Genomic DNA, 17,874 nt, shown 5'->3' with positions numbered 1-17,874 from the left:
CTTTGGAGAGTTCTCAATGCGTTTCGTACCGCTGTTCGCTTTGCTTGCACTTTCAACGCCTGCCTTTGCGCAGGAAACCCCGAGCGCTGGCGCGCACCCGCAAGCGGCCAAGCCTGCGGACAAGCCGATCTGCCGTCGCATCAACACCACCGGGACCATCATGGGCGGCAAGAAGGTGTGCCATAGCAAGGCGGAATGGGCGACCATCGACGGCAGTGATGGCAACGATGGCCGCGACAATCGCCGTGCCCAAGGCAATGACGGCCAGTCGCTCAACCGCAACTAAGGCTCAGCTCCGGTCGAACGCCGCGAGTCCGTACGCGATCGAGGCTTTGGCATTTCGGTACAGCCGGGTCCGATCGGGTCTCGCATGGCATTCGCTATGGGCGGCTGCCTGACCGTCCAGCTTGACTCGGGCGTGCCCTGAGTCTAACCGCGCGCCTTCGCAATGGCCCCGCACCCCGGTGAAGCGGCGGCCCTGCCCTCCCTCAAAAGAGACGTAGAGCGATTACCGGGACCAACGTTGTTCGAATTGCACAAGGATTATCCATGTCGAAGCGTCATAGCGCGAAGCACAAGCTCGATCGCCGGATGGGCGAGAATATCTGGGGTCGTCCCAAGAGCCCGGTCAACAAGCGCGAATACGGCCCCGGCCAGCACGGCCAGCGCCGCAAGGGCAAGATGTCGGACTTCGGCATTCAGTTGCGCGCCAAGCAGAAGCTCAAGGGCTATTATGGCGACATCACCGAGAAGCAGTTCAAGAAGAACTATGAAGACGCTTCGCGGATGAAGGGCGATACCAGCCAGAATTTGATCGGCCTGCTCGAGACTCGTCTCGACATGATCGTCTATCGCGCCAAGTTCGCGCCGACGATCTTCGCCGCACGTCAGCTCGTCAACCACGGCCATGTCCGTGTCGGCGGCGAGAAGTGCAACATCGGTTCGCGCCGCATCAAGGTTGGCGAAGAAGTGTCGCTGAGCCCCAAGGCGCAGGAAATGGCGCTGGTGATGGAAGCGCAGAGCCTGGCCGAGCGTGACATTCCCGATTATGTCGTGCCGGACGGCGCTTCCAAGATCACCTTCACGCGCATCCCCACGCTCGACGAAGTGCCCTATCCGGTGAAGATGGAGCCGAACCTGGTCGTCGAATTCTACTCGCGCTGATCCGACTTCCTGCGAACGAATGAGGGCGGTCCCGCGGGGCCGCCCTTTTTCGTTATCCTTCAGGGCTTCGCCGGCAGCCCCATTGCAGTGCGCAGGAAGCGGTCGCTCTGGTCGAGCATCTGGATCCGTGCCTTGTCGTCCTCGAGCTGGTGATCGAGCCCGTCGAATTCCACATAGTCGACCTTCTTGCCCGCGCTGCGCAACCGCGACGCCATCAACCGCGATTCGCCGACGCCGACGTTCAAATCCTTGTCGCCGTGGAACAGCAGCACGGGTGCCTTGATCCGATCGACATTCTGCGCGGGCGAGCCTTCGCGGACATGGGCCCCGCGACCGATGAAGGCGTCGACCTGCTTGTAGTTGGTGAAATTCTCCGATTCCTTGCGCAGCGTTTCCAGATCGGTGACCGGCGCGATCGCGACGATCGCCTTGAACAGATCGGCATCGAGGACCTGCGACTGGAGTGCTGCATAGCCCCCATAGGACCAGCCGACGATGCCGAGCTTACCCGGCGCGGCAATGCCTTGCTTGAGCAGCCAGCGGCCTCCATCGTTGACGTCGCCGACCGCGGTTTGCCACGATTGGAAGCCGTTCTTGCGAAACCAGGCATCGCCATAGCCGGCCGAGCCGCGGAAATTGGGCTGGAGGACCGCGAAGCCCCGCGCCGCATAATATTGCGAGAGCCAGTCGAAACCCCATTCGTCGCGCGCGCCGGGGCCGCCGTGCGGCATCACGATCCCGGGGAGGTTCTTACCATCGCTCCCGGCCGGCAGCGTGAGATAGCCGGGGATCATCGTGCCGTCCGCGGCAGGGAAGGTGATCGGCGTGACCTTGGCGAGGCGGACGCCGCCGAGCTGAGGGCGGACCGGGCTGACCTCGGCCATCTTCTTGGTCTTGCGATCAAGCAGGTAATAATTGCCGGCGTCGCTGTCGCCGCCCGCGAACAGCAGGAGCTTGCTCTCGTCGGCGCTGGCATCGATGAAAGTCACGATCGGCTGGCCTGGAAGTGCCTTCGACAGCGACGTTGCGAGCGCCTTGAGCTCGGGATCGAAGAAGACCCCGCGGCGCTTCTCGGTGGCGTAGGACAGGCCGACGACGCGCTGCTGGCGGCCGATCCGGATCAAACTATCCACGTCGACGACGCCATGCTCGAATACGAGCTCGCGCTTCATGCTCCCGTCCAGCGCGATCCGGTACAGTGCGCTTCGGCCGTTCTGATTGTCATAGCCGTAGACGGCGTTGAGCGCGCGATCGACCGCGAGCGGCACGAAGCCTTTGGTGCCCTGCGGCGTGATCGTGACTTCACTCAGATCCTGCCAGTCTCGGCTGCCGGGCAGGCGATAGGAATAAAGCAGGCGGTTGCCGTCATAGCCGGTGGTCGTGTTGGGCCGGATGCCGAGAATGCGGACTGCGCCATGGCCATCGGTCCAATAGCCGAACGCGTTGCCCTTGGGCTGCTCGACGGTGCTGCGCTTGAGGCTCACGGTGTCCACGCGCTCGACGCCGAGCCCGCCGCTGGTGCGCGCGACGAGGCGGCCGGTAGTCGCCTCGGGCACGAAGGTGCGTTCCATCAGCACGGCGCTTCCCGAATCCTCGGGCAGCCAGTCCAAGATGTCGCCGCCGAACTGCGCGGCGCCGAGCGCTTCCGAATTGGCGCGGGCGGTGAGCTGCTTCAGCCCCGAGCCATCGGCATTGACTGCGACGAGGCGGGTGTAGGCGACCATCGTCGCGCCGGTGAATTCGATGAAGTAGACCGAGCAGATCAGGCGGGCCGGGGTCGACCAGCGGCAATAGCGAAGTTGGTCGGGCTTGCCGCTCGAACTCAGGATCGGTTTAGGCGCAGCGCTGCCGTCGACCGGCGCGACCAAAACTGCGGCGCCGGCGCCGACCGGCGAAATCATCGCGATCTTGCTGCCGTCGGGAGACAGGCTGGCCTGAAGTACGGCCTCCCGCGACCCGAATTTCTGCGCGTCGGCGCTTTGACCGTGGGCCGGTACGGCAACAAGCAGCGATGCGCCAAGCGTCGTGGACCAAATCTTCATCAGAACCCCCCATTCGTCATACGTCGACATTTTTTGACCCCCAGCGTGCCGGAAACAGTCGCCACGGTCGGACAATAGACCGGGGGGCGTTTCCGCCATATTGCATCGCATCTCCTTTCGCGCGAGGGCAAGCGGCTCGCTTGAGCCGAGACAAATGCCGTGCCCACTAGTATGAGCGCCCCTCATGACTTCAGCTCCTCCGCCCGAATGGGCTCCGCACGACGCCGTATGGATCGGCTTTCCGAGCCATCCTGAATTGTGGCTCGACGATCTCGAGCCGGCACGTGCCGAGGTGACGGCCTTCGCGACTGCTGTGCATGCCGAGGGGCGGGGCGAGAAGGTGATCCTGGTCGCGGCGGACGAGGAAGCGGCAGCGGCGGCGCGCAAGCATGCCGGGAGCGTCGCGCGCGTGATCGTCGAACCCTTCGGGGACATCTGGCTGCGCGATACCGGTCCGATCATCGATGGCGCGGGCGTGGCGCACGATTTCGGCTTCAACGGCTGGGGCGGCAAATATGACCTCGAGGGCGACGACGATGTCGGGCTGCGTCTGGCGCGCCGGCAGCATCTTCGCGCCGAGGGGCACGACTGGATCCTGGAGGGGGGCGCGATCGACGGCGACGGCACCGGGCTGGCGGTGACGACCGAGCAATGCCTGCTCAACCACAACCGCAATCCGGGGCTGAGCCGCGCGGAGATCGAAGGGCTGCTCAAGGCGGATTTGGGTTACTGCCGGGTGCTGTGGCTGGGCGACGGCTTGGTCAACGACCATACCGACGGCCATGTCGACAATCTCGCACGCTTCGTCGGCGAGAATAGGCTGCTGATTCCGGAGGCCACCGACAATGATCCCAACTGGCGCATCTATCAGGATGCGGCGCAGCGTGCCGCGCGCTTCGGGGTCGACGTCGTGCGCTTTCCCTCGCCCGGTCGGGTGCTGGGGCCGGACGAGGAGATCGTGCCCGCAAGCTATATGAACTTCTATATCGGCAATGCCGCGGTGGTCGTGCCGCTCTACGGCAAGGAAAATGACGAGGCGGCGATGGCCGCGCTGGGCGAACTCTTCCCGGGCCGGGCTATTGTCGGCCAGCGCGCCGATCATATCTTGACCGGCGGCGGCAGTTTCCACTGCATCAGCCAGCAGATCCCGCGGCGCCAGGAAATCCAATGACCCAGATCACCGTCGCGGCGCTCCAGCTCGCCTTCACCAGCGATATCGATGTCAACATCAAGGCGGTTTCCGAATTGGTGCGCGAGGCCGCGGGCCGGGGCGCGCAGGTCGTGTTGCCGCCCGAACTGTTCGAGGGCGAATATTTCTGCCGCGTCGAGGATGAGGGCCTGTTCGCCAATGCCAAGCCGGTGGGCGAGCATAAGGCGGTGCTGGCGATGCAGCGGCTGGCGAGCGAGCTGGCCATTCATATCCCGACCAGCTTCTTCGAGGCCGACGGTCCGCATCATTATAACAGCCTGGCCATGATCGGCCCCGACGGCGCGGTCGAGGGCGTCTATCGCAAGAGCCACATTCCCGACGGCCCGGGCTATGAGGAGAAATTCTATTTTCGCCCGGGCAATAGCGGCTTCAAGGTGTGGAACGGCCCCGGCGCGCGGATCGGCGTGGGGGTGTGCTGGGACCAATGGTATCCCGAGACGGCGCGGGCGATGATGCTGATGGGGGCGGAAATCCTCTTCTACCCCACCGCGATCGGATCCGAGCCGCATGACGATTCGCTCGACACCGCGCGGCTGTGGCGGCGGGCGATGGTGGGGCATGCGGTCTCGAACGTCGTGCCGATCGTCGCCGCCAACCGCGTCGGCACAGAAGGTTTAAAAGACGGTGTGGGCCAGACCTTCTACGGCACAAGTTTCATCACCGACGAGCGCGGCGACATCCTGGCCGAGCTCGACCGCGAGGAGACCGGGGTCATCGTTGCGACGCTGGACCTCGATCGGGTCAAGCGCCACCGTGCCGCCTTCGGCTTCTTTCGCGACCGGCGGCCCGATCTGTACGGACGACTGGTCCAGGATATCTAGGAGCCGCGCGATGGACGAGCCCGAGCCCCCCGAGACGAGCAAGCTGACACGATCGAAGCAGCGCTGGGCGAGCGAGGGCAAGTTCCTCACCGGCCATGCCGCGCGGCCCGAGGAGGATCGGCTGCCGCCCGGGCAGCATCTCGTCCGCGACTGGCCGGTGCTCGATCTCGGCCGCCAGCCCGACATCGCCCGCGAACGCTGGCGGCTCGAAGTGAATGGCAGGGTCGAACGGCCGGCGTCGCTCGACTGGGCGGGGCTGATGGCGCTTCCGCAGAGTCGGGTGACCAGCGACATCCACTGCGTCACCACCTGGTCGCGCTACGACAATGACTGGCAGGGCGTGCTGACCCGCGACCTGCTCGATCATGTCCATCCGCGCGACGAGGCGGTGGCGGTGATGCTGCACGGCTATGACGGCTATACCACCAACGTGCCGCTCGCCGATTTCGCCGCGCCGAATGCCATGCTCGTCCATGGCTGGCAGGGTCAGCCGCTGGCCCGCGAGCATGGCGGGCCGGTACGGCTGGTGATCCCGCACCTCTATTTCTGGAAGAGCGCCAAGTGGGTCAGCGGCATCGAGTTTCTGGGCGCCGACAAGCCCGGCTTCTGGGAGGTCAACGGCTATCATATGCGCGGTGACCCCTGGGCCGAGGAACGCTATAGCTAGCGTCGCCTCTCGTGCCTGCGGCCGATCCAGTCACTGGTCTTGATCGGCAGGTCGCAGCCCTGTTTCGCATAGACCATGCCCAGATACTGGTTCGCGGGCGGCTCCTCGCCGAGCTTGCGCAGGATAAGCGGCCTTTCTGACTTCACATTTTCCGGGCTGAATCTGGCGCAGGGCGTAACTTCCTCGACCGCCGGGGCGAGCGGATCGGGATCGGTCAATCCCGGCAAGAATGCGAGCGCGAGCAGCAAGCTGTGCATGAGGACCTCCTTCACGGACGGCCAAGCATAGCATATCGCCGGGCGCTTATCGAGCGTCGCGCAGCGCCACCGCCCGCGCGAACACCGCCTCGAACATCTCGGAGGTCAGCCGGTTGGTGTTCTGGTTGTAGCGCGAGCAGTGATAGCTATCGATCAGGATGCGACCGCTGGGCACGCGGTGCTCCGCCAAATGCGCGAACTGGCATTTGGGCAGGCGCCCGCCCATCGCCTTGACCGCCGACTGGTGGGCGATCTGGCCGAGCGCGATGACGATGGGCGCGACCAGTTGCCCGGCCAGGAACGGGCGGCATGTGTGGATCTCGACGGGGATCGGTTTGTTGGCCGGGGGGAGGCAGCGGACCGCATTGAGGATGACGACGCCTTTGGGTTCGCCGGCTTCGGCCAGGCCGAACTTTTCCAGCGTCGCGAATAACAGGTCGCCCGATGCGTCGCCGGTGAAGGCACGGCCGGTGCGGTTCGCGCCGAGCCGGCCGGGGGCGAGGCCGACGATCGCGATCGGTGCGTCGAGGTCCCCCAGCGCGGGCACGGGCGCGTTCCACCAATCGGGATGTTCGGCGCGCAAGGCGGTGCGCAGCGCGACGAGGCGCGGACAGAGCGGGCAATCGCGCGGCGGTTCGGTGGACGGGATCATCGCCACGCGATAGGCCCGGCGGCGTGGAAACGACAAGCTATGCCATCGCGCTCGGATCGAACCGGCGCGGCCGCCACGGCGCGCCCGAGGCAGAGATCGCCGCAGCGCTTGCCGCGCTGGGCGGGGTTCAGGCCGTCTCGCCGATGCTGCGCACCGCGCCGCTGGGCCCCTCGCGCCGCCGTTTCGCAAACGCCGTAGCGATCGTCGAGAGTCGCGAATCGCCGCCCGAACTGCTTCGCCGCCTCAAATGCATCGAGCGGCGCTTCGGGCGACGGCGCGGGCAGCTGTGGAGCGCCCGCGTGATCGACCTCGACATCATCCTGTGGTCGGGCGGGAGCTGGGGCGCGCGCGATCTGGTGGTGCCGCATGCGCTGTTCCGCGAGAGAGCATTCGTGCTTGTCCCGCTGACCCGGATCGCGGCCGAATGGCGCGATCCGGTTACCGGTCGCACGGTGCGGCAATTGCTCGCGCGGTTGACCCGCCCGGTGCCCGCCCCTAGGTGAGCCGCCTTGGTGTGGGTCCGTAGCTCAGTTGGTAGAGCAAGCGACTTTTAATCGAGAGGTCCCGGGTTCGAGCCCCGGCGGACCCACCATTTCTCGATTCCTACTACCGTTGTCATCCGGCGACGGTTGCGGCCCGGGCGCTCGCGGGCCAGACTGGCCCGATGCATGAAGTACCCGATTCCATCGAGCCGCTGGTATCCCTGAACCCGAGGCGCAGGCCATCGCTGCGCGTCCCCTGGCCGATGGTGTTCGCGGCCGCGATCGCATTGATCTTCGCCGTGATGATCTGGTTCGGGATGGAAGTCCGCGAGGGCGACGGCGCCGATCTCGACCGCGAGATCATGCTGGCGATGCGCGTGCCCGGCCATCCCGAGCAGCCGATCGGTCCGGCCTGGCTGCCCTCCGCAGTGCGCGACGTGACGGCGTTGGGAAGCAGCACGGTGCTCACCTTCGTGGTGGCGGCGACCTGCCTGTTCCTGGCGATGCGGGGCCGGATGCGGAGTGCGCTGCTGGTCCTGGCGGCGACGATCCTGGGTTCGTCCGCGGTCACGGTGGTGAAGGCGCTGGTGGCGCGGACACGTCCCGATCTGTTCGAGAAACTGATGGCGGAGGCGTCGCACAGCTTCCCCAGCGGCCATGCCGCGAACAGCGCGATCGTCTATCTCACCATCGCGACCTTGCTATTCCCCGTAGTGCAGGAACGCTCGGTGCGTGCATTCCTGTTGGGGGCCGCGCTGGCGCTGGTGGGGGCGATCGGCGTGAGCCGGGTCTATCTGGGTGTGCACTGGCCGAGCGATGTCGCCGCGGGCTGGGCGTTCGGGTCGATCTGGGCCCTGCTGTGGTGGCAGATCGAGTTGCGGGTGATCCGCCGGGCGCCCTAGCGCTCGGCTAGTTTTCGCTCCCAGGCGAGCGCATCCTGGACGATGCCGTCGAGATCGTCGTGCTTCGGCCGCCAGGGGAGGGCGGCGAGGATCGCGCTGTTGTCCGCCACCAGCGCATCGGGGTCACCGGCGCGGCGGCCCTCGAACTTGCGGACGATCTGGCGATTGGTGACGCGATCGACCGCGTCGAGCACCTGCAGCACCGAGAAGCCGCGGCCATAGCCGGCATTCAGCGTGTGGCTCTCGTCCGGTTTGGCGATCAGCAGGTCGAGCGCGTCGACATGCGCCGCCGCTAGATCGGTGACGTGGATATAGTCGCGTACCCCGGTGCCGTCCGCGGTTGCGAAGTCGGTTCCGAAGACCGAGACGGCATCGCGCTTGCCGGTGGCGGCTTCAACCGCGACCTTGATCAGGTGGGTGGCGCCAGCGGTCGACTGGCCGCTGCGACCCTGCGGATCGGCGCCGGCGACGTTGAAGTAGCGCAGCGCGCAATAGTTGATCGGATGCGCCGCGGCGACGTCGCGCAGCATATGCTCCGTCATCAGCTTCGACATGCCATAGGGATTGATCGGCACTTTCGGCGAATCTTCGCGCACCGGCACCACTTCGGGAATGCCATAGGTGGCGGCGGTGGAGGAGAAGATGAAATGCTTAACGCCGGTGGCGACCGCGCTTTCGAGCAGCGCGCGGCTGGCGACGGTGTTGTTGCGATAATATTTGAGCGGATCGCTGACCGATTCGGGCACCACCACCGATCCGGCGAAGTGCATCACCGCGACCACGTCATTGTCCCGCATCGCCTGGCGGACGGCGGCGTCGTCCTCGATGTTGGCGACGACCAGGGTCGCGCGGGCGTCGACCGCCCAGTCGAAGCCGGTGACGAGATTGTCGACGACGACGACCTTCCAGCCCGCATCGAGCAGCGCCAGCACCGCATGGCTGCCGATATAGCCTGCGCCGCCCGTCACCAGCACCGAACCGTCCCGCATCCACCGTCTCCGCATTGTCCTTGGCTCGCTCAAACCTATCTTGGGGGCACAAGCAAGGAGTTCGACATGGCTATCGAAACCGCAACGATCGCGGGCGGATGTTTCTGGTGCACCGAGGCGGTGTTCAACGACGTGATCGGCGTCACCAAGGTGGAGAGCGGCTATATCGGCGGCACCGTCGCCAATCCGACCTACAAGCAGGTCTGCGGCGGCGCGACCGGCCATGCCGAGGCGATTCGCCTGACCTTCGACAGCGACGTGATCAGCTATGCCGATCTGCTCGACGTGTTCCTGGGGACGCATGATCCGACGCAGCTCAACCGGCAGGGCAACGATGTCGGCACGCAATATCGTTCGGCGATCTTCCCACATGACGCGGCGCAGGAAGCCGAGGCGCGGGCCGCGATTGAGCGCGCCGGGGCGGACTGGCCCGCGCCGATCGTCACGACGATCGAGCCGCTGACCGAATGGTATCCGGCCGAGGATTATCATCAGGAATATTGGCAGGGCGAGGGGCAGCGGAACCCGTACTGCCTGGCGGTGATCCCGCCCAAGCTCCGGAAACTTCGGAAGAGCTTTGCCAATCGGCTGAAGGAAGGGGCCGCCGCTTAACGATGTGCGGCGCGGCGGAGGCGATCGTTGATCGCCACGCCGATGCCGACGTTCGGGATCGGGGCGATGGCGATTGCCGGGGCGGGGGATGCGTCGGCGCGGTGGAGGGCTGCGAAGAGGTTGGCGGCGCCTTCGGTTAGGTTGGCGGTGGCGGAGAGGGTTTCGTTGCCGGGGATTGGGCCGAAGCCGATTAGGTACTCGCCGGTCTCCGTTTGGGTGGCGTTGAGGCGGAGCGGCTTGCTCGGGGCGTAGTGGCTGTCGAGTTGGCCGGGCGCTGTTATCCCCCCCGGCGAAGGCCGGGGTCCAGAATCGGAGGACGTGGTAACTGGGCCCCGGCCTTCGCCGGGGTGGAGTTGTGCTTTGGTCAACGGGCCCGGCCGCAAAATCCGTTCTCCCTGTACGATGGTTGACTCCAACCCCGCCAGGGTCGGCCCATCGTCGATCACCAGAGGTATCCGCCCTGCCAAACTCGCCGCCACATGCTCGGCGCGGGTCGGGCTGATGCCTCCGCTGGCGTTGGCGGAGGGGGCGGCGAGGGGCTTGCCCGTCGCCGCGAGCAGGGCCTGCATCGCGCGGTGGGCGGGGACGCGGATGGCGATGGTCGGGAGGCCGGCGGTGACCAACGAGGCGATCCCCGAGTCCGGCCGCAGCGGCAGCACCAGCGTCAGCGGGCCGGGCCAGAAGCGCTCGGCCAACGAGCGCGCCGTTTCGTCGAACTCCGCGATCAACTCCGCCGCCGCGAGATCGGGAACATGGACGATCAGCGGATTGAAGCTCGGTCGGCCCTTGGCTTCGTAAATCCCCGCCACTGCGCGCGAATCGGTGGCGTCCGCGGCCAGGCCGTAAACCGTCTCGGTGGGCACCGCGACGCAGCCGCCGGCGCGGATCAGCGCGGCCGCCTCGGCGATCGCGGCCTCGCCGTAGGGTAAGATGCGGGGATTTGTCGGGCTCACCCCAGGGGGGCTATAGCGCTTGGCAAAGAGCGACAAGAGAGGTTTCCGATGTTCACCCCCGCCACCGCCGAGCAGCGCTTCGTGCTCGACCATATCGTCCGCCTGCACGAGATCAGCGAAGAGGCGACGCCCGATCTGGTCGAGGCGGTGCTGGACGGCGCGGGGCAGTTTGCGGCGGGCGAATGGGCGCCGCTCGATCGAATCGGCGACCAGGTCGGCGCGCAGTGGAGCGATGCGGGCGTCACTTTGCCCGAGGGCTATGCCGCGGCCTACCGCGCTTATGTCGAGGGCGGCTGGGGGACGATCGGATCGCCCGCGGAATATGGCGGGCAGGGGCTGCCGGTCAGCCTCTCGATCGCGGTGCTCGAGACGTTGGGCACCGCGAACATGGGCTTCGCGCTGGCGCCGATCCTCACCGTTGGCACCATCGAGGCATTGGTCCACCACGGTTCGCCCGAGCAGCAGGCGCTGTATCTGCCGCATCTCGCCACCGGCGACTGGACGGGGACGATGAACCTGACCGAGCCGCAGGCGGGCAGCGATGTCGGCGCGCTCAAGACCAAGGCCGAGCCGGTCGGCGACGGCAGCTTCCGGATCAAGGGCACCAAGATCTACATCTCGTTCGGCGACCATGACCTGGCCGACAATATCGTCCATCTGGTGCTGGCCCGCACCCCCGATGCGCCCGCGGGCACCAAGGGGCTCTCGCTGTTCCTGGTGCCCAAGTTCCGGCTCAATGCCGATGGCACGCCGGGTGCTTTCAACGACATCAAGGTCGTCTCGATCGAGCATAAGATGGGGCTGCACGCCTCGCCGACCTGCGTGCTCTCCTTCGGCGACCATGACGATTGCATCGGCGAGCTGGTCGGCCCCGAATTTGGCGGGATCCGGGCGATGTTCACGATGATGAACAATGCGCGGCTCAACGTCGGCCTGCAGGGCGTGCAGGTCGCCGAGCGGGCGACGCAGCGCGCGGTGGCCTATGCCCGCGAGCGCATCCAGGGGGTGCGGGGCGGCAAGCCGGTGGCGATCGTCGAGCATCCCGATGTGCGCCGCATGCTGCTGCGGATGAAGGCGCAGACCCAGGCGGCGCGGGCTTTGGTCTATTATGCGTTCGGCCAGCTCGATCGCGGGCTGGCGGGCGATGCGGCGGCCAAGGCGCGGGTCGAGCTGCTGACGCCGCTGGCCAAGGCGCATGGCACCGATCTGGGCAACGAAGTCGCTTCGCTGGGAGTCCAGGTCCATGGCGGGATGGGCTATATCGAGGAGACCGGCGCGGCGCAGCATTTCCGCGATGCGCGGATCACGCCGATCTATGAGGGCACCAACGGCATCCAGGCGGCCGATCTGGTCGGGCGGAAACTCTCGGGCGACAATGGCGGGACCTTGCTCGGGCTGCTCGCGCAGATGCGCGGGGATGCCGAGGATGACGGGCTGATCCGGCTGATCGACGCCTGTGAGGAGGTCGCGCGCAACCTGCTCGGCGTCGACACGGACGGCCGGCTCGCGGCGAGCTATCCCTTCCTGACGATGCTCTCGGTCGCGACTTGCGGCTGGCTGATGGAGCATCAGGGGCGCGTTGCGGTTCGATCCGAGGGGGATGCGGCGTTTTTGGCGATGAAGGCGGCGGCGGCGCGCTTCTATGTCGAGCAGATCGTGCCCGAGGCGATGGGGTTGAAGGCCGCGGCGATGGCGAAGGCGGATGTGCTGTATGCGATCGATGCGGCGGCATTTGCGGCCTGAGGGGGCTTAGCTTCGCACTTTTCACGCGTTTTGTGACAAAAAATTGCGTGGTTGGGTTGTTTCGTTGCGCTTGGCTGGGGGGTGGTTCGACGGTGCAAAGAGCGGACGCGTGCTGAGTCGCGGCAAGCGTATCAGGCGGAATCCTACTTTGGTAGCGTCGGTCGATGTGGGGCGGAAAAGGGGAGGCGGAGCGTGACGGCGGCCCCAACGCTGATCCGGACGAGCTTAATCATCAACATCGGCTCGCTCCTTATGGGACGATGACTTGACCAATCTAGCGCGGCAAGAAGAGCCCTTTGATGCAATCGTCGCTGCGGACGGCGATCTGGACGTGGCTCTTCTTGCGAAATCCGCTGCCTTTGTAGAGGCGACCGCCCTCCGTGAACATCCCTCGAACGGTGTCGAAGGGCTCGATCGTGCGCGCTTCCGCCGGCACCGCGTCGAGCACGCTGTGCAAATGCCTCAAGACCGCACAATCCAGATAGCGCAGGACGCGATCCGCATTCGGCTCGCCCTTCGCGCTCCTGTTCTCCGGCATCGGCAAGCCCGACCGGCGTTGGATCTCCATGAACGATTGATAGGCGGCACTGACCAGTTTCAGGTCGTCACGGGAAACCAGATCGAGACAATGCCTTAGATCGATAACGGCGCCGACCACGGCTGCGGTGGAATAATGGCCGATGCCAACCTTCCACTGGGCCCATTCCAAGGCGCGTTGCGGATCGGATTCCCAGAAATAGGCGCCCGGGCCGAGCCAGTCATAATCGCGGTCGCTTTGCAGGAGCGAGATATCGCCGCTGATCGCCCTGGAAGCCGTCGCCTTGTCGCAGCCGTGATAGCCGAGTACGAACGAGGTAGCGAGCCGGCTCAAGCGGCTGCAGTTTCCTTCTTGCCGCCGCCAAACTCGGCGCGCAGCTTACCCTTCTTGGTGTAAATGCCTTCGTTGATCAGCGTCTCACGAGCAGTAGCCTTGGACACGGTCGCGCGCTTGGTTTCTTCCTCAAGCATTTTGAGAATCCCAGCGTTGCGCTGCGCATGCGTCATGGGGTTCGGCCTCCTTTTGCCGGGAACCTTCAACCGTTTCAGCGCATATTTGGATGCGGATGAACGTGCGATTGAACGTTGCGAAATTGATGCGGTAAAAATTGCTCTGCTGCAATTGCGATGATTGCATATTCGTTAATGCAGTTTGCGCCCCTATCGGGCGAAATCTAGGAGTGCACGGTCGCGGAGCCTCGTCTGCGGTAAGTTTTGTGTCCCGGAACCGGTGGTGCCCCAGGTGTCCGCGGAGCCCCCAGAACCGTGCGGTTTGCGCCCTTTACCGCTTCACTGGATACGGGCCTCTTGGGCCAGTCTGGGTAATGCGGGGTCCAGCATGCCTAGGTATAACTGACTCGCGAATATACGGCACTTGGGCCATTTTATCGAACAATGAGTGAAGCAGGTCGCCCTGCTCATCGCCTGCCTCGTGGTTCTCCTGCACTCGTTGCCGAAGGTAGTACACAAACGTCGGCTCGATTATGTGAAGCATTTCACGAGTGGGCTGCCACTCCAGAAGAGTTTTTGCCATTCTTTTCTGGTGCGAGGATAGTGCTTTCAAAGCGGAATTTATCGAGGCGATTGGTATCGCCTCTTTGGTGCTAAGCTGGTTAATGCGCTCCACTAACTCAGATTTCGACAAAGAGAACTTTATTGGGTCCATGACAAATGCGCTTAATATCATACCATATGTGTCGTGCTTTCTGGCACGACTTCTCGGGCCCTCGACTAGGCGTTCGTAGTCTCTCTCAAATCCGGAATAAAACTCTTTAGCGACGTTTCGGACATTTTCTTTGATATGAGTAGGGTGATAGTTTTTTCGGACATCATTCGATGATCTACTTAGATCTAAACGAGAAGCGAAATCGAAGCAAATCTGCTGAGTAATTATAGGAACGCCTACGGATTCAGTGGCGACATATTGGCGAATGGCTTCGCCATTTTTAATCCCTAAATAATCAAATCCCACCTTAACAATCTTTGCTAGATCATCACTTCGCCACTGGCCCAAATCAAGAACTCTTGTTCGGCCAGATAAATCGGCATTTGCAGAGAACAGTTCGTTCGAATGATGTGCCGTGCTGAAAACTAAAACAGAAATACCCTCATCAACGAACGATTTCCACTGCTGGAATATCTCGCGCTTGACCTCAACATCCAAATAATGAAAATCTTCCACAATTAACTGCAAAGGCATTTCTTTTAAAAGCGGTATCAAATGGGATGCCGACAGCTCTGCTTGAGCAAAGTGACGCTTGTTTGATATATTTCCGTCTGCTCCCAACTTTAGGTTCAACGTCGGCATGATAGTAGAAAGCCATTTCCACCCACTCTCCCCCGACGTGCCAATACTAGCTTCAGTTCTAAGGCCCCATGCATTGCCTCGCTCAGCCAGCCGGGAGAAATCCAGGCGCTCAAGTGCGGTTGCCCAAAAATTTCTGTGGTCAAGCTTTCCTGAGCAACGAATTACGAGGGGCTCACGCTTTAGAGTAGGAACAACTTGCTGATACAAGCTGGTTTTACCAAGCTTCGAGGGACCAGTAAGCATGCAGATTTGACCTGGCGTCTGAAGAGAGGCGGTCAGTTTTCGTTCAGGCGCTCCATCGTCCCGTTCGATATATGTAACAGTAGGCTTGCCCACTGTAGGAAACACCTCGTTCAGAACTAGCCGGGACATCTGTTTTACTCCGCCGCAATCCCAGCCTTCGAGAACATATCCCCACCCAAATCCGCGGCATCCTCATTCGCCACCGGCAAGACCTTCGCCTTCTGCCGCTTGTCGAACGAGTCCCAAACCTCGTTCCAGGCCCCCCGCGTGGCCCCCTTTGAATATTCGGTCGCGCGCTGTTCGAAGAAGTTGGCGTGCTCCACCCCGTTGAGCAAAGGCGCGAGCCAGGGGAGGGGGTGTTCCTCGATCATGTAGATCGGCTTCAGCCCCAATTGGCCCAGCCGCCAATCGGCGATGTAGCGGATATACTTCTTGATCTCCTTCGGGGTCATGCCGGTCACCGGGCCATGCTCGAAGGCGAGATCGATGAAGGCGTCTTCCATGCGGACCGTCGTCTGGCACATGTCCATGATGTCGGACTTGACCGATTTGGTGAGGCAGTCGCGCTCCTTGCAGAAGGCGTGGAACAGGCGGATGATGCCTTCGCAGTGCAGGCTCTCGTCGCGGACCGACCAGCTGACGATCTGGCCCATGCCCTTCATCTTGTTGAAGCGCGGGAAGTTCATCAGCATCGCGAAGCTGGCGAAGAGCTGGAGCCCCTCGGTGAAGCCGCCGAACATCGCCAGCGTCTTGGCGATATCCTCGTCGGTGTCGACGCCGAAGGTGCCGAGATAGTCGTGCTTGTCCTTCATCTCGGCATATTCGAGGAACATGCCATATTCGCTCTCGGGCATGCCGATCGTGTCGAGCAGATGGCTGTAGGCGGCGATGTGGACCGTCTCCATGTTGGAGAAGGCCGCGAGCATCATCTTGACCTCGACCGGCTTGAACACGCGGCCATATTTCTCGTGGTAGCAATCCTGCACCTCGATATCGGCCTGGGTGAAGAAGCGGAAGATCTGGGTGAGCAGATTGCGCTCATGATCGGTGAGCTTCTGCGCCCAATCGCGGCAATCCTCGCCCAAGGGCACTTCCTCGGGCATCCAGTGGATCTGCTGCTGGCGCTTCCAGAACTCGTACGCCCAGGGATATTCGAACGGCTTGTAGGTCTTGCGGGCTTCGGTGAGGGACATGGGGGTTACTCCGAGACGAACTGAAATAAGAGGAAGGCGGCGACCGTACAGACAGCTGCGCCCATGATGCGATAGAGAAGGAAGGTGCCGTTGCCGGGCTCAGCTGGGCGCGCGCCGATCACGCGATATTTCCAGAGTTCAAGCGCCGCGAAGCGTCGTGGCGCGAATAGCATGGCCAGACCTTGCATCGCCAACAACGCGGCAAAAACGAGAAGCGCGATTTTCATGCCGCCAACACCAGACTGCCTACAGTCGCGAAGCTGCCCAGCATCAGGCCGAGCGCCGCCAGCATCATGCCGGCGATTCGCAGCGCGTAGAGCGCGGGCTCGCCCTCAGGCACGCTTAGCAGCGCCCGCGCGGCGGCGGGCTTCACCAGCAAGGTGAGCCCCGCGGCGCCCGCGGCGGTGGCCACGCCGGCCATGATGGCGAGGTCGAGCCTCATTGGTCGATGATCGTCCCGCGGTCGCGGCGTTCGCGGACGATGCGGTCGCGGTAGATTACCTTGCGCCCGCCGCCATGCGCGCCGACGCCAAATACGCAGATGCCGAGGAAATAGCCGAAATCATACCAGCCGCCATTGTTGGGCACGGCATAGACCGCAACGTCGGGGATGAGCAGCGATAGGAACCAGGCCACCGGGAAGATGAAGCCGTGCCACAGGCCGAACAGGAAGCCGGGGGCTTGCGGCGAGACGCCGCTCGAGACCTGGGTGGCGCAGGCGGCGAGCAGGGTGAGCGCGGCGAGCGCGAGCGGGGTGCGGATCGGCGTCATGCGGCTATCCTTATGTATGCGTGACTCGATGCATTCACTGCTGCATCGTTTCGCGTGCGGGTGCGTTTAGCGCCCGGACCCACCAACGGAGAATGATCATGGCCGACGCAAGCGCAATCCAGGAACATATGGAAGTCATCGGCGCCGACGGCGTGCATGTCGGCACCGTCGACAAGGTCGAGGGCGACCGCATCAAGCTGACCAAGAAGGATTCGGGCGCCGAAGTGGTCGAGGGCGAGGGATCGCATAGCGGGCACCACCATTATATCTCGCTCGGCCTGGTCGCCGATGTCGAGGGCGACCAGGTTCGGCTGAGCGCTACCGGCGCGAATGCGGTGTTGTTCGAGGAGGAAGAAAACGAGGGCTGACGTCGACTTTCCCTCTCCCGTTGGGAGAGGGAGGGAGGCGCGTAGCGCCGGAAGGGTGAGGGCAGTGTCGTTCATGCGATGCTGCCCTTTTCCATTTTTGGATTAAGCACAGCCGCGACAGCCGCGATCGCACCGTCCAGGCTCTGCATCACATCCGCATTCGTAAAGCGGATCACGCGATAGCCTTCGTTCTGGACGAAGCGCGTGCGGGCGGCGTCGCGTTCGGCCGTATCGGCATGCGTATCGCCATCCACTTCGATCACCAGCTTTTCCGAGAAACAGAGGATGTCGGCGTAGAAGGGGCCGACCGGCGCCTGGTGGCGCCATTTGTAGGTGGGGAAAGCTTCGCGCAGCGCCCTCAGCAACCGCCGTTCGGGCTCAGGCGCCTCGCGGCGGAGTTGCCGCGCGCGCGGTACCGTTCCGATCGGCTGGTTTGCATAGAGGCGCATTTGTCCTCACCC

At 63.8% G+C, this 17,874-nt stretch carries 24 protein-coding genes and 1 tRNA gene; 12 read left to right on the top strand and 13 right to left on the bottom strand.

Annotation, left to right across the window (positions count from 1 at the left end; translation table 11 throughout):
• Nucleotides 1-16 precede the first annotated feature (16 nt).
• Both OKW87_RS09860 and rpsD read left to right on the top strand, forming a co-directional pair.
• Nucleotides 17-286 carry a hypothetical protein gene (locus OKW87_RS09860; RefSeq protein WP_265539077.1) on the top strand — a complete coding sequence of 90 codons (270 nt, stop codon included), beginning with the start codon at nucleotides 17-19 and terminating at the stop codon, nucleotides 284-286.
• Between the two features lie 263 nt (nucleotides 287-549).
• On the top strand, nucleotides 550-1,164 hold the full coding sequence (gene rpsD / locus OKW87_RS09855) for a 30S ribosomal protein S4 (protein ID WP_265539076.1): 615 nt from the start codon (nucleotides 550-552) through the stop codon (nucleotides 1,162-1,164).
• Between the two features lie 59 nt (nucleotides 1,165-1,223).
• On the opposite strand, the gene OKW87_RS09850 is transcribed toward rpsD, so the two are convergent.
• Nucleotides 1,224-3,206: an alpha/beta hydrolase family protein gene (locus OKW87_RS09850; RefSeq protein ID WP_265539073.1), complete on the bottom strand. Its 1,983-nt coding sequence runs from the start codon at nucleotides 3,204-3,206 to the stop codon at nucleotides 1,224-1,226.
• 184 nt (nucleotides 3,207-3,390) lie between these two features.
• Between OKW87_RS09850 and OKW87_RS09845 the strand changes: the two genes are divergently transcribed.
• Genes OKW87_RS09845 through OKW87_RS09835 form a run of 3 tightly spaced genes read left to right on the top strand, consistent with a single transcriptional unit; the run spans nucleotide 3,391 to nucleotide 5,904 of the window.
• Nucleotides 3,391-4,377, top strand: a complete 987-nt coding sequence (locus tag OKW87_RS09845) for an agmatine deiminase family protein (RefSeq protein WP_265539070.1) — start codon at nucleotides 3,391-3,393, stop codon at nucleotides 4,375-4,377.
• A complete protein-coding gene (aguB, locus tag OKW87_RS09840; RefSeq protein ID WP_265539068.1) occupies nucleotides 4,374-5,237 on the top strand; it encodes an N-carbamoylputrescine amidase in 864 nt (287 codons plus the stop codon). The genes OKW87_RS09845 and aguB overlap by 4 nt, the downstream gene beginning before the upstream one ends.
• A 10-nt stretch (nucleotides 5,238-5,247) precedes the next feature.
• On the top strand, nucleotides 5,248-5,904 hold the full coding sequence (locus OKW87_RS09835; protein ID WP_265539066.1) for a sulfite oxidase-like oxidoreductase: 657 nt from the start codon (nucleotides 5,248-5,250) through the stop codon (nucleotides 5,902-5,904).
• On the opposite strand, the gene OKW87_RS09830 is transcribed toward OKW87_RS09835, so the two are convergent.
• Both OKW87_RS09830 and OKW87_RS09825 read right to left on the bottom strand, forming a co-directional pair.
• Complete coding sequence (locus OKW87_RS09830) at nucleotides 5,901-6,161, bottom strand: hypothetical protein (RefSeq protein ID WP_265539065.1); 261 nt, start codon at nucleotides 6,159-6,161, stop codon at nucleotides 5,901-5,903. The genes OKW87_RS09835 and OKW87_RS09830 overlap by 4 nt on opposite strands.
• A 46-nt stretch (nucleotides 6,162-6,207) precedes the next feature.
• On the bottom strand, nucleotides 6,208-6,813 hold the full coding sequence (locus OKW87_RS09825) for a uracil-DNA glycosylase (protein WP_265539062.1): 606 nt from the start codon (nucleotides 6,811-6,813) through the stop codon (nucleotides 6,208-6,210).
• A gap of 23 nt (nucleotides 6,814-6,836) precedes the next feature.
• Between OKW87_RS09825 and folK the strand changes: the two genes are divergently transcribed.
• From folK to OKW87_RS09810, 3 genes are all read left to right on the top strand, one after another.
• The gene (gene folK, locus OKW87_RS09820) at nucleotides 6,837-7,316 is read left to right on the top strand and encodes a 2-amino-4-hydroxy-6-hydroxymethyldihydropteridine diphosphokinase (RefSeq protein ID WP_265539060.1); all 480 of its coding nucleotides are present in this window, start codon (nucleotides 6,837-6,839) and stop codon (nucleotides 7,314-7,316) included.
• 13 nt (nucleotides 7,317-7,329) lie between these two features.
• A tRNA-Lys gene (locus OKW87_RS09815) sits at nucleotides 7,330-7,405 on the top strand.
• Nucleotides 7,406-7,477: 72 nt separating this feature from the next.
• Nucleotides 7,478-8,197 (top strand): phosphatase PAP2 family protein, encoded by a 720-nt coding sequence (locus OKW87_RS09810; protein WP_265539058.1) that lies wholly within the window; start codon nucleotides 7,478-7,480, stop codon nucleotides 8,195-8,197.
• Here OKW87_RS09810 and galE read toward each other — a convergent pair.
• Nucleotides 8,194-9,186, bottom strand: coding sequence for a UDP-glucose 4-epimerase GalE (galE, locus tag OKW87_RS09805; RefSeq protein ID WP_265539056.1), 993 nt, complete (start codon nucleotides 9,184-9,186; stop codon nucleotides 8,194-8,196). The two genes, OKW87_RS09810 and galE, sit on opposite strands and share 4 nt — an antisense overlap.
• Nucleotides 9,187-9,252: 66 nt before the next feature.
• Here galE and msrA point away from each other — a divergent pair, with 66 nt between their 5' ends.
• The gene (msrA, locus tag OKW87_RS09800) at nucleotides 9,253-9,798 is read left to right on the top strand and encodes a peptide-methionine (S)-S-oxide reductase MsrA (RefSeq protein ID WP_265539054.1); all 546 of its coding nucleotides are present in this window, start codon (nucleotides 9,253-9,255) and stop codon (nucleotides 9,796-9,798) included.
• Here msrA and OKW87_RS09795 read toward each other — a convergent pair.
• Nucleotides 9,795-10,751, bottom strand: a complete 957-nt coding sequence (locus OKW87_RS09795; protein ID WP_265539052.1) for an L-threonylcarbamoyladenylate synthase — start codon at nucleotides 10,749-10,751, stop codon at nucleotides 9,795-9,797. The two genes, msrA and OKW87_RS09795, sit on opposite strands and share 4 nt — an antisense overlap.
• A gap of 48 nt (nucleotides 10,752-10,799) precedes the next feature.
• Between OKW87_RS09795 and OKW87_RS09790 the strand changes: the two genes are divergently transcribed.
• Nucleotides 10,800-12,494 (top strand): acyl-CoA dehydrogenase, encoded by a 1,695-nt coding sequence (locus OKW87_RS09790; RefSeq protein ID WP_265539050.1) that lies wholly within the window; start codon nucleotides 10,800-10,802, stop codon nucleotides 12,492-12,494.
• Nucleotides 12,495-12,768: 274 nt separating this feature from the next.
• Here OKW87_RS09790 and OKW87_RS09785 read toward each other — a convergent pair whose 3' ends face one another.
• Both OKW87_RS09785 and OKW87_RS09780 read right to left on the bottom strand, forming a co-directional pair.
• On the bottom strand, nucleotides 12,769-13,365 hold the full coding sequence (locus OKW87_RS09785) for a hypothetical protein (protein WP_265539049.1): 597 nt from the start codon (nucleotides 13,363-13,365) through the stop codon (nucleotides 12,769-12,771).
• Nucleotides 13,362-13,538: a hypothetical protein gene (locus OKW87_RS09780; protein WP_265539048.1), complete on the bottom strand. Its 177-nt coding sequence runs from the start codon at nucleotides 13,536-13,538 to the stop codon at nucleotides 13,362-13,364. The genes OKW87_RS09785 and OKW87_RS09780 overlap by 4 nt, the downstream gene beginning before the upstream one ends.
• Here OKW87_RS09780 and OKW87_RS09775 point away from each other — a divergent pair.
• On the top strand, nucleotides 13,537-13,662 hold the full coding sequence (locus OKW87_RS09775; protein WP_265539046.1) for a hypothetical protein: 126 nt from the start codon (nucleotides 13,537-13,539) through the stop codon (nucleotides 13,660-13,662). The genes OKW87_RS09780 and OKW87_RS09775 overlap by 2 nt on opposite strands.
• A gap of 150 nt (nucleotides 13,663-13,812) precedes the next feature.
• On the opposite strand, the gene OKW87_RS09770 is transcribed toward OKW87_RS09775, so the two are convergent.
• The 5 genes from OKW87_RS09770 to OKW87_RS09750 are packed head-to-tail and all read right to left on the bottom strand — an operon-like array spanning nucleotide 13,813 to nucleotide 17,045.
• Nucleotides 13,813-15,210, bottom strand: a complete 1,398-nt coding sequence (locus OKW87_RS09770) for a hypothetical protein (RefSeq protein ID WP_265539044.1) — start codon at nucleotides 15,208-15,210, stop codon at nucleotides 13,813-13,815.
• A gap of 5 nt (nucleotides 15,211-15,215) precedes the next feature.
• Nucleotides 15,216-16,274, bottom strand: a complete 1,059-nt coding sequence (locus tag OKW87_RS09765) for a ribonucleotide-diphosphate reductase subunit beta (protein ID WP_265539042.1) — start codon at nucleotides 16,272-16,274, stop codon at nucleotides 15,216-15,218.
• A 5-nt stretch (nucleotides 16,275-16,279) separates the two neighbouring features.
• Nucleotides 16,280-16,501, bottom strand: a complete 222-nt coding sequence (locus OKW87_RS09760) for a hypothetical protein (protein WP_265539040.1) — start codon at nucleotides 16,499-16,501, stop codon at nucleotides 16,280-16,282.
• The gene (locus tag OKW87_RS09755) at nucleotides 16,498-16,716 is read right to left on the bottom strand and encodes a hypothetical protein (protein WP_265539038.1); all 219 of its coding nucleotides are present in this window, start codon (nucleotides 16,714-16,716) and stop codon (nucleotides 16,498-16,500) included. The genes OKW87_RS09760 and OKW87_RS09755 overlap by 4 nt, the downstream gene beginning before the upstream one ends.
• Complete coding sequence (locus tag OKW87_RS09750) at nucleotides 16,713-17,045, bottom strand: hypothetical protein (protein ID WP_265539036.1); 333 nt, start codon at nucleotides 17,043-17,045, stop codon at nucleotides 16,713-16,715. Before OKW87_RS09750 ends, OKW87_RS09755 begins: the two co-directional genes overlap by 4 nt.
• Before the next feature lie 98 nt (nucleotides 17,046-17,143).
• On the opposite strand from OKW87_RS09750, the gene OKW87_RS09745 reads away from it, so the two are divergent.
• Entirely contained in the window at nucleotides 17,144-17,413 is a 270-nt protein-coding gene (locus OKW87_RS09745) for a DUF2171 domain-containing protein (protein ID WP_265539034.1), read from the top strand.
• Nucleotides 17,414-17,484: 71 nt separating this feature from the next.
• Here OKW87_RS09745 and OKW87_RS09740 read toward each other — a convergent pair whose 3' ends face one another.
• Entirely contained in the window at nucleotides 17,485-17,862 is a 378-nt protein-coding gene (locus OKW87_RS09740; protein ID WP_265539032.1) for an endonuclease domain-containing protein, read from the bottom strand.
• Between the last annotated feature and the right edge of the window lie 12 nt (nucleotides 17,863-17,874).

The organism is Sphingomonas sp. M1-B02 (assembly GCF_026167525.1).
Classification (GTDB): Bacteria; Pseudomonadota; Alphaproteobacteria; order Sphingomonadales; family Sphingomonadaceae; genus Sphingomonas.
This window is presented reverse-complemented; position numbering and strand designations above follow the sequence as displayed.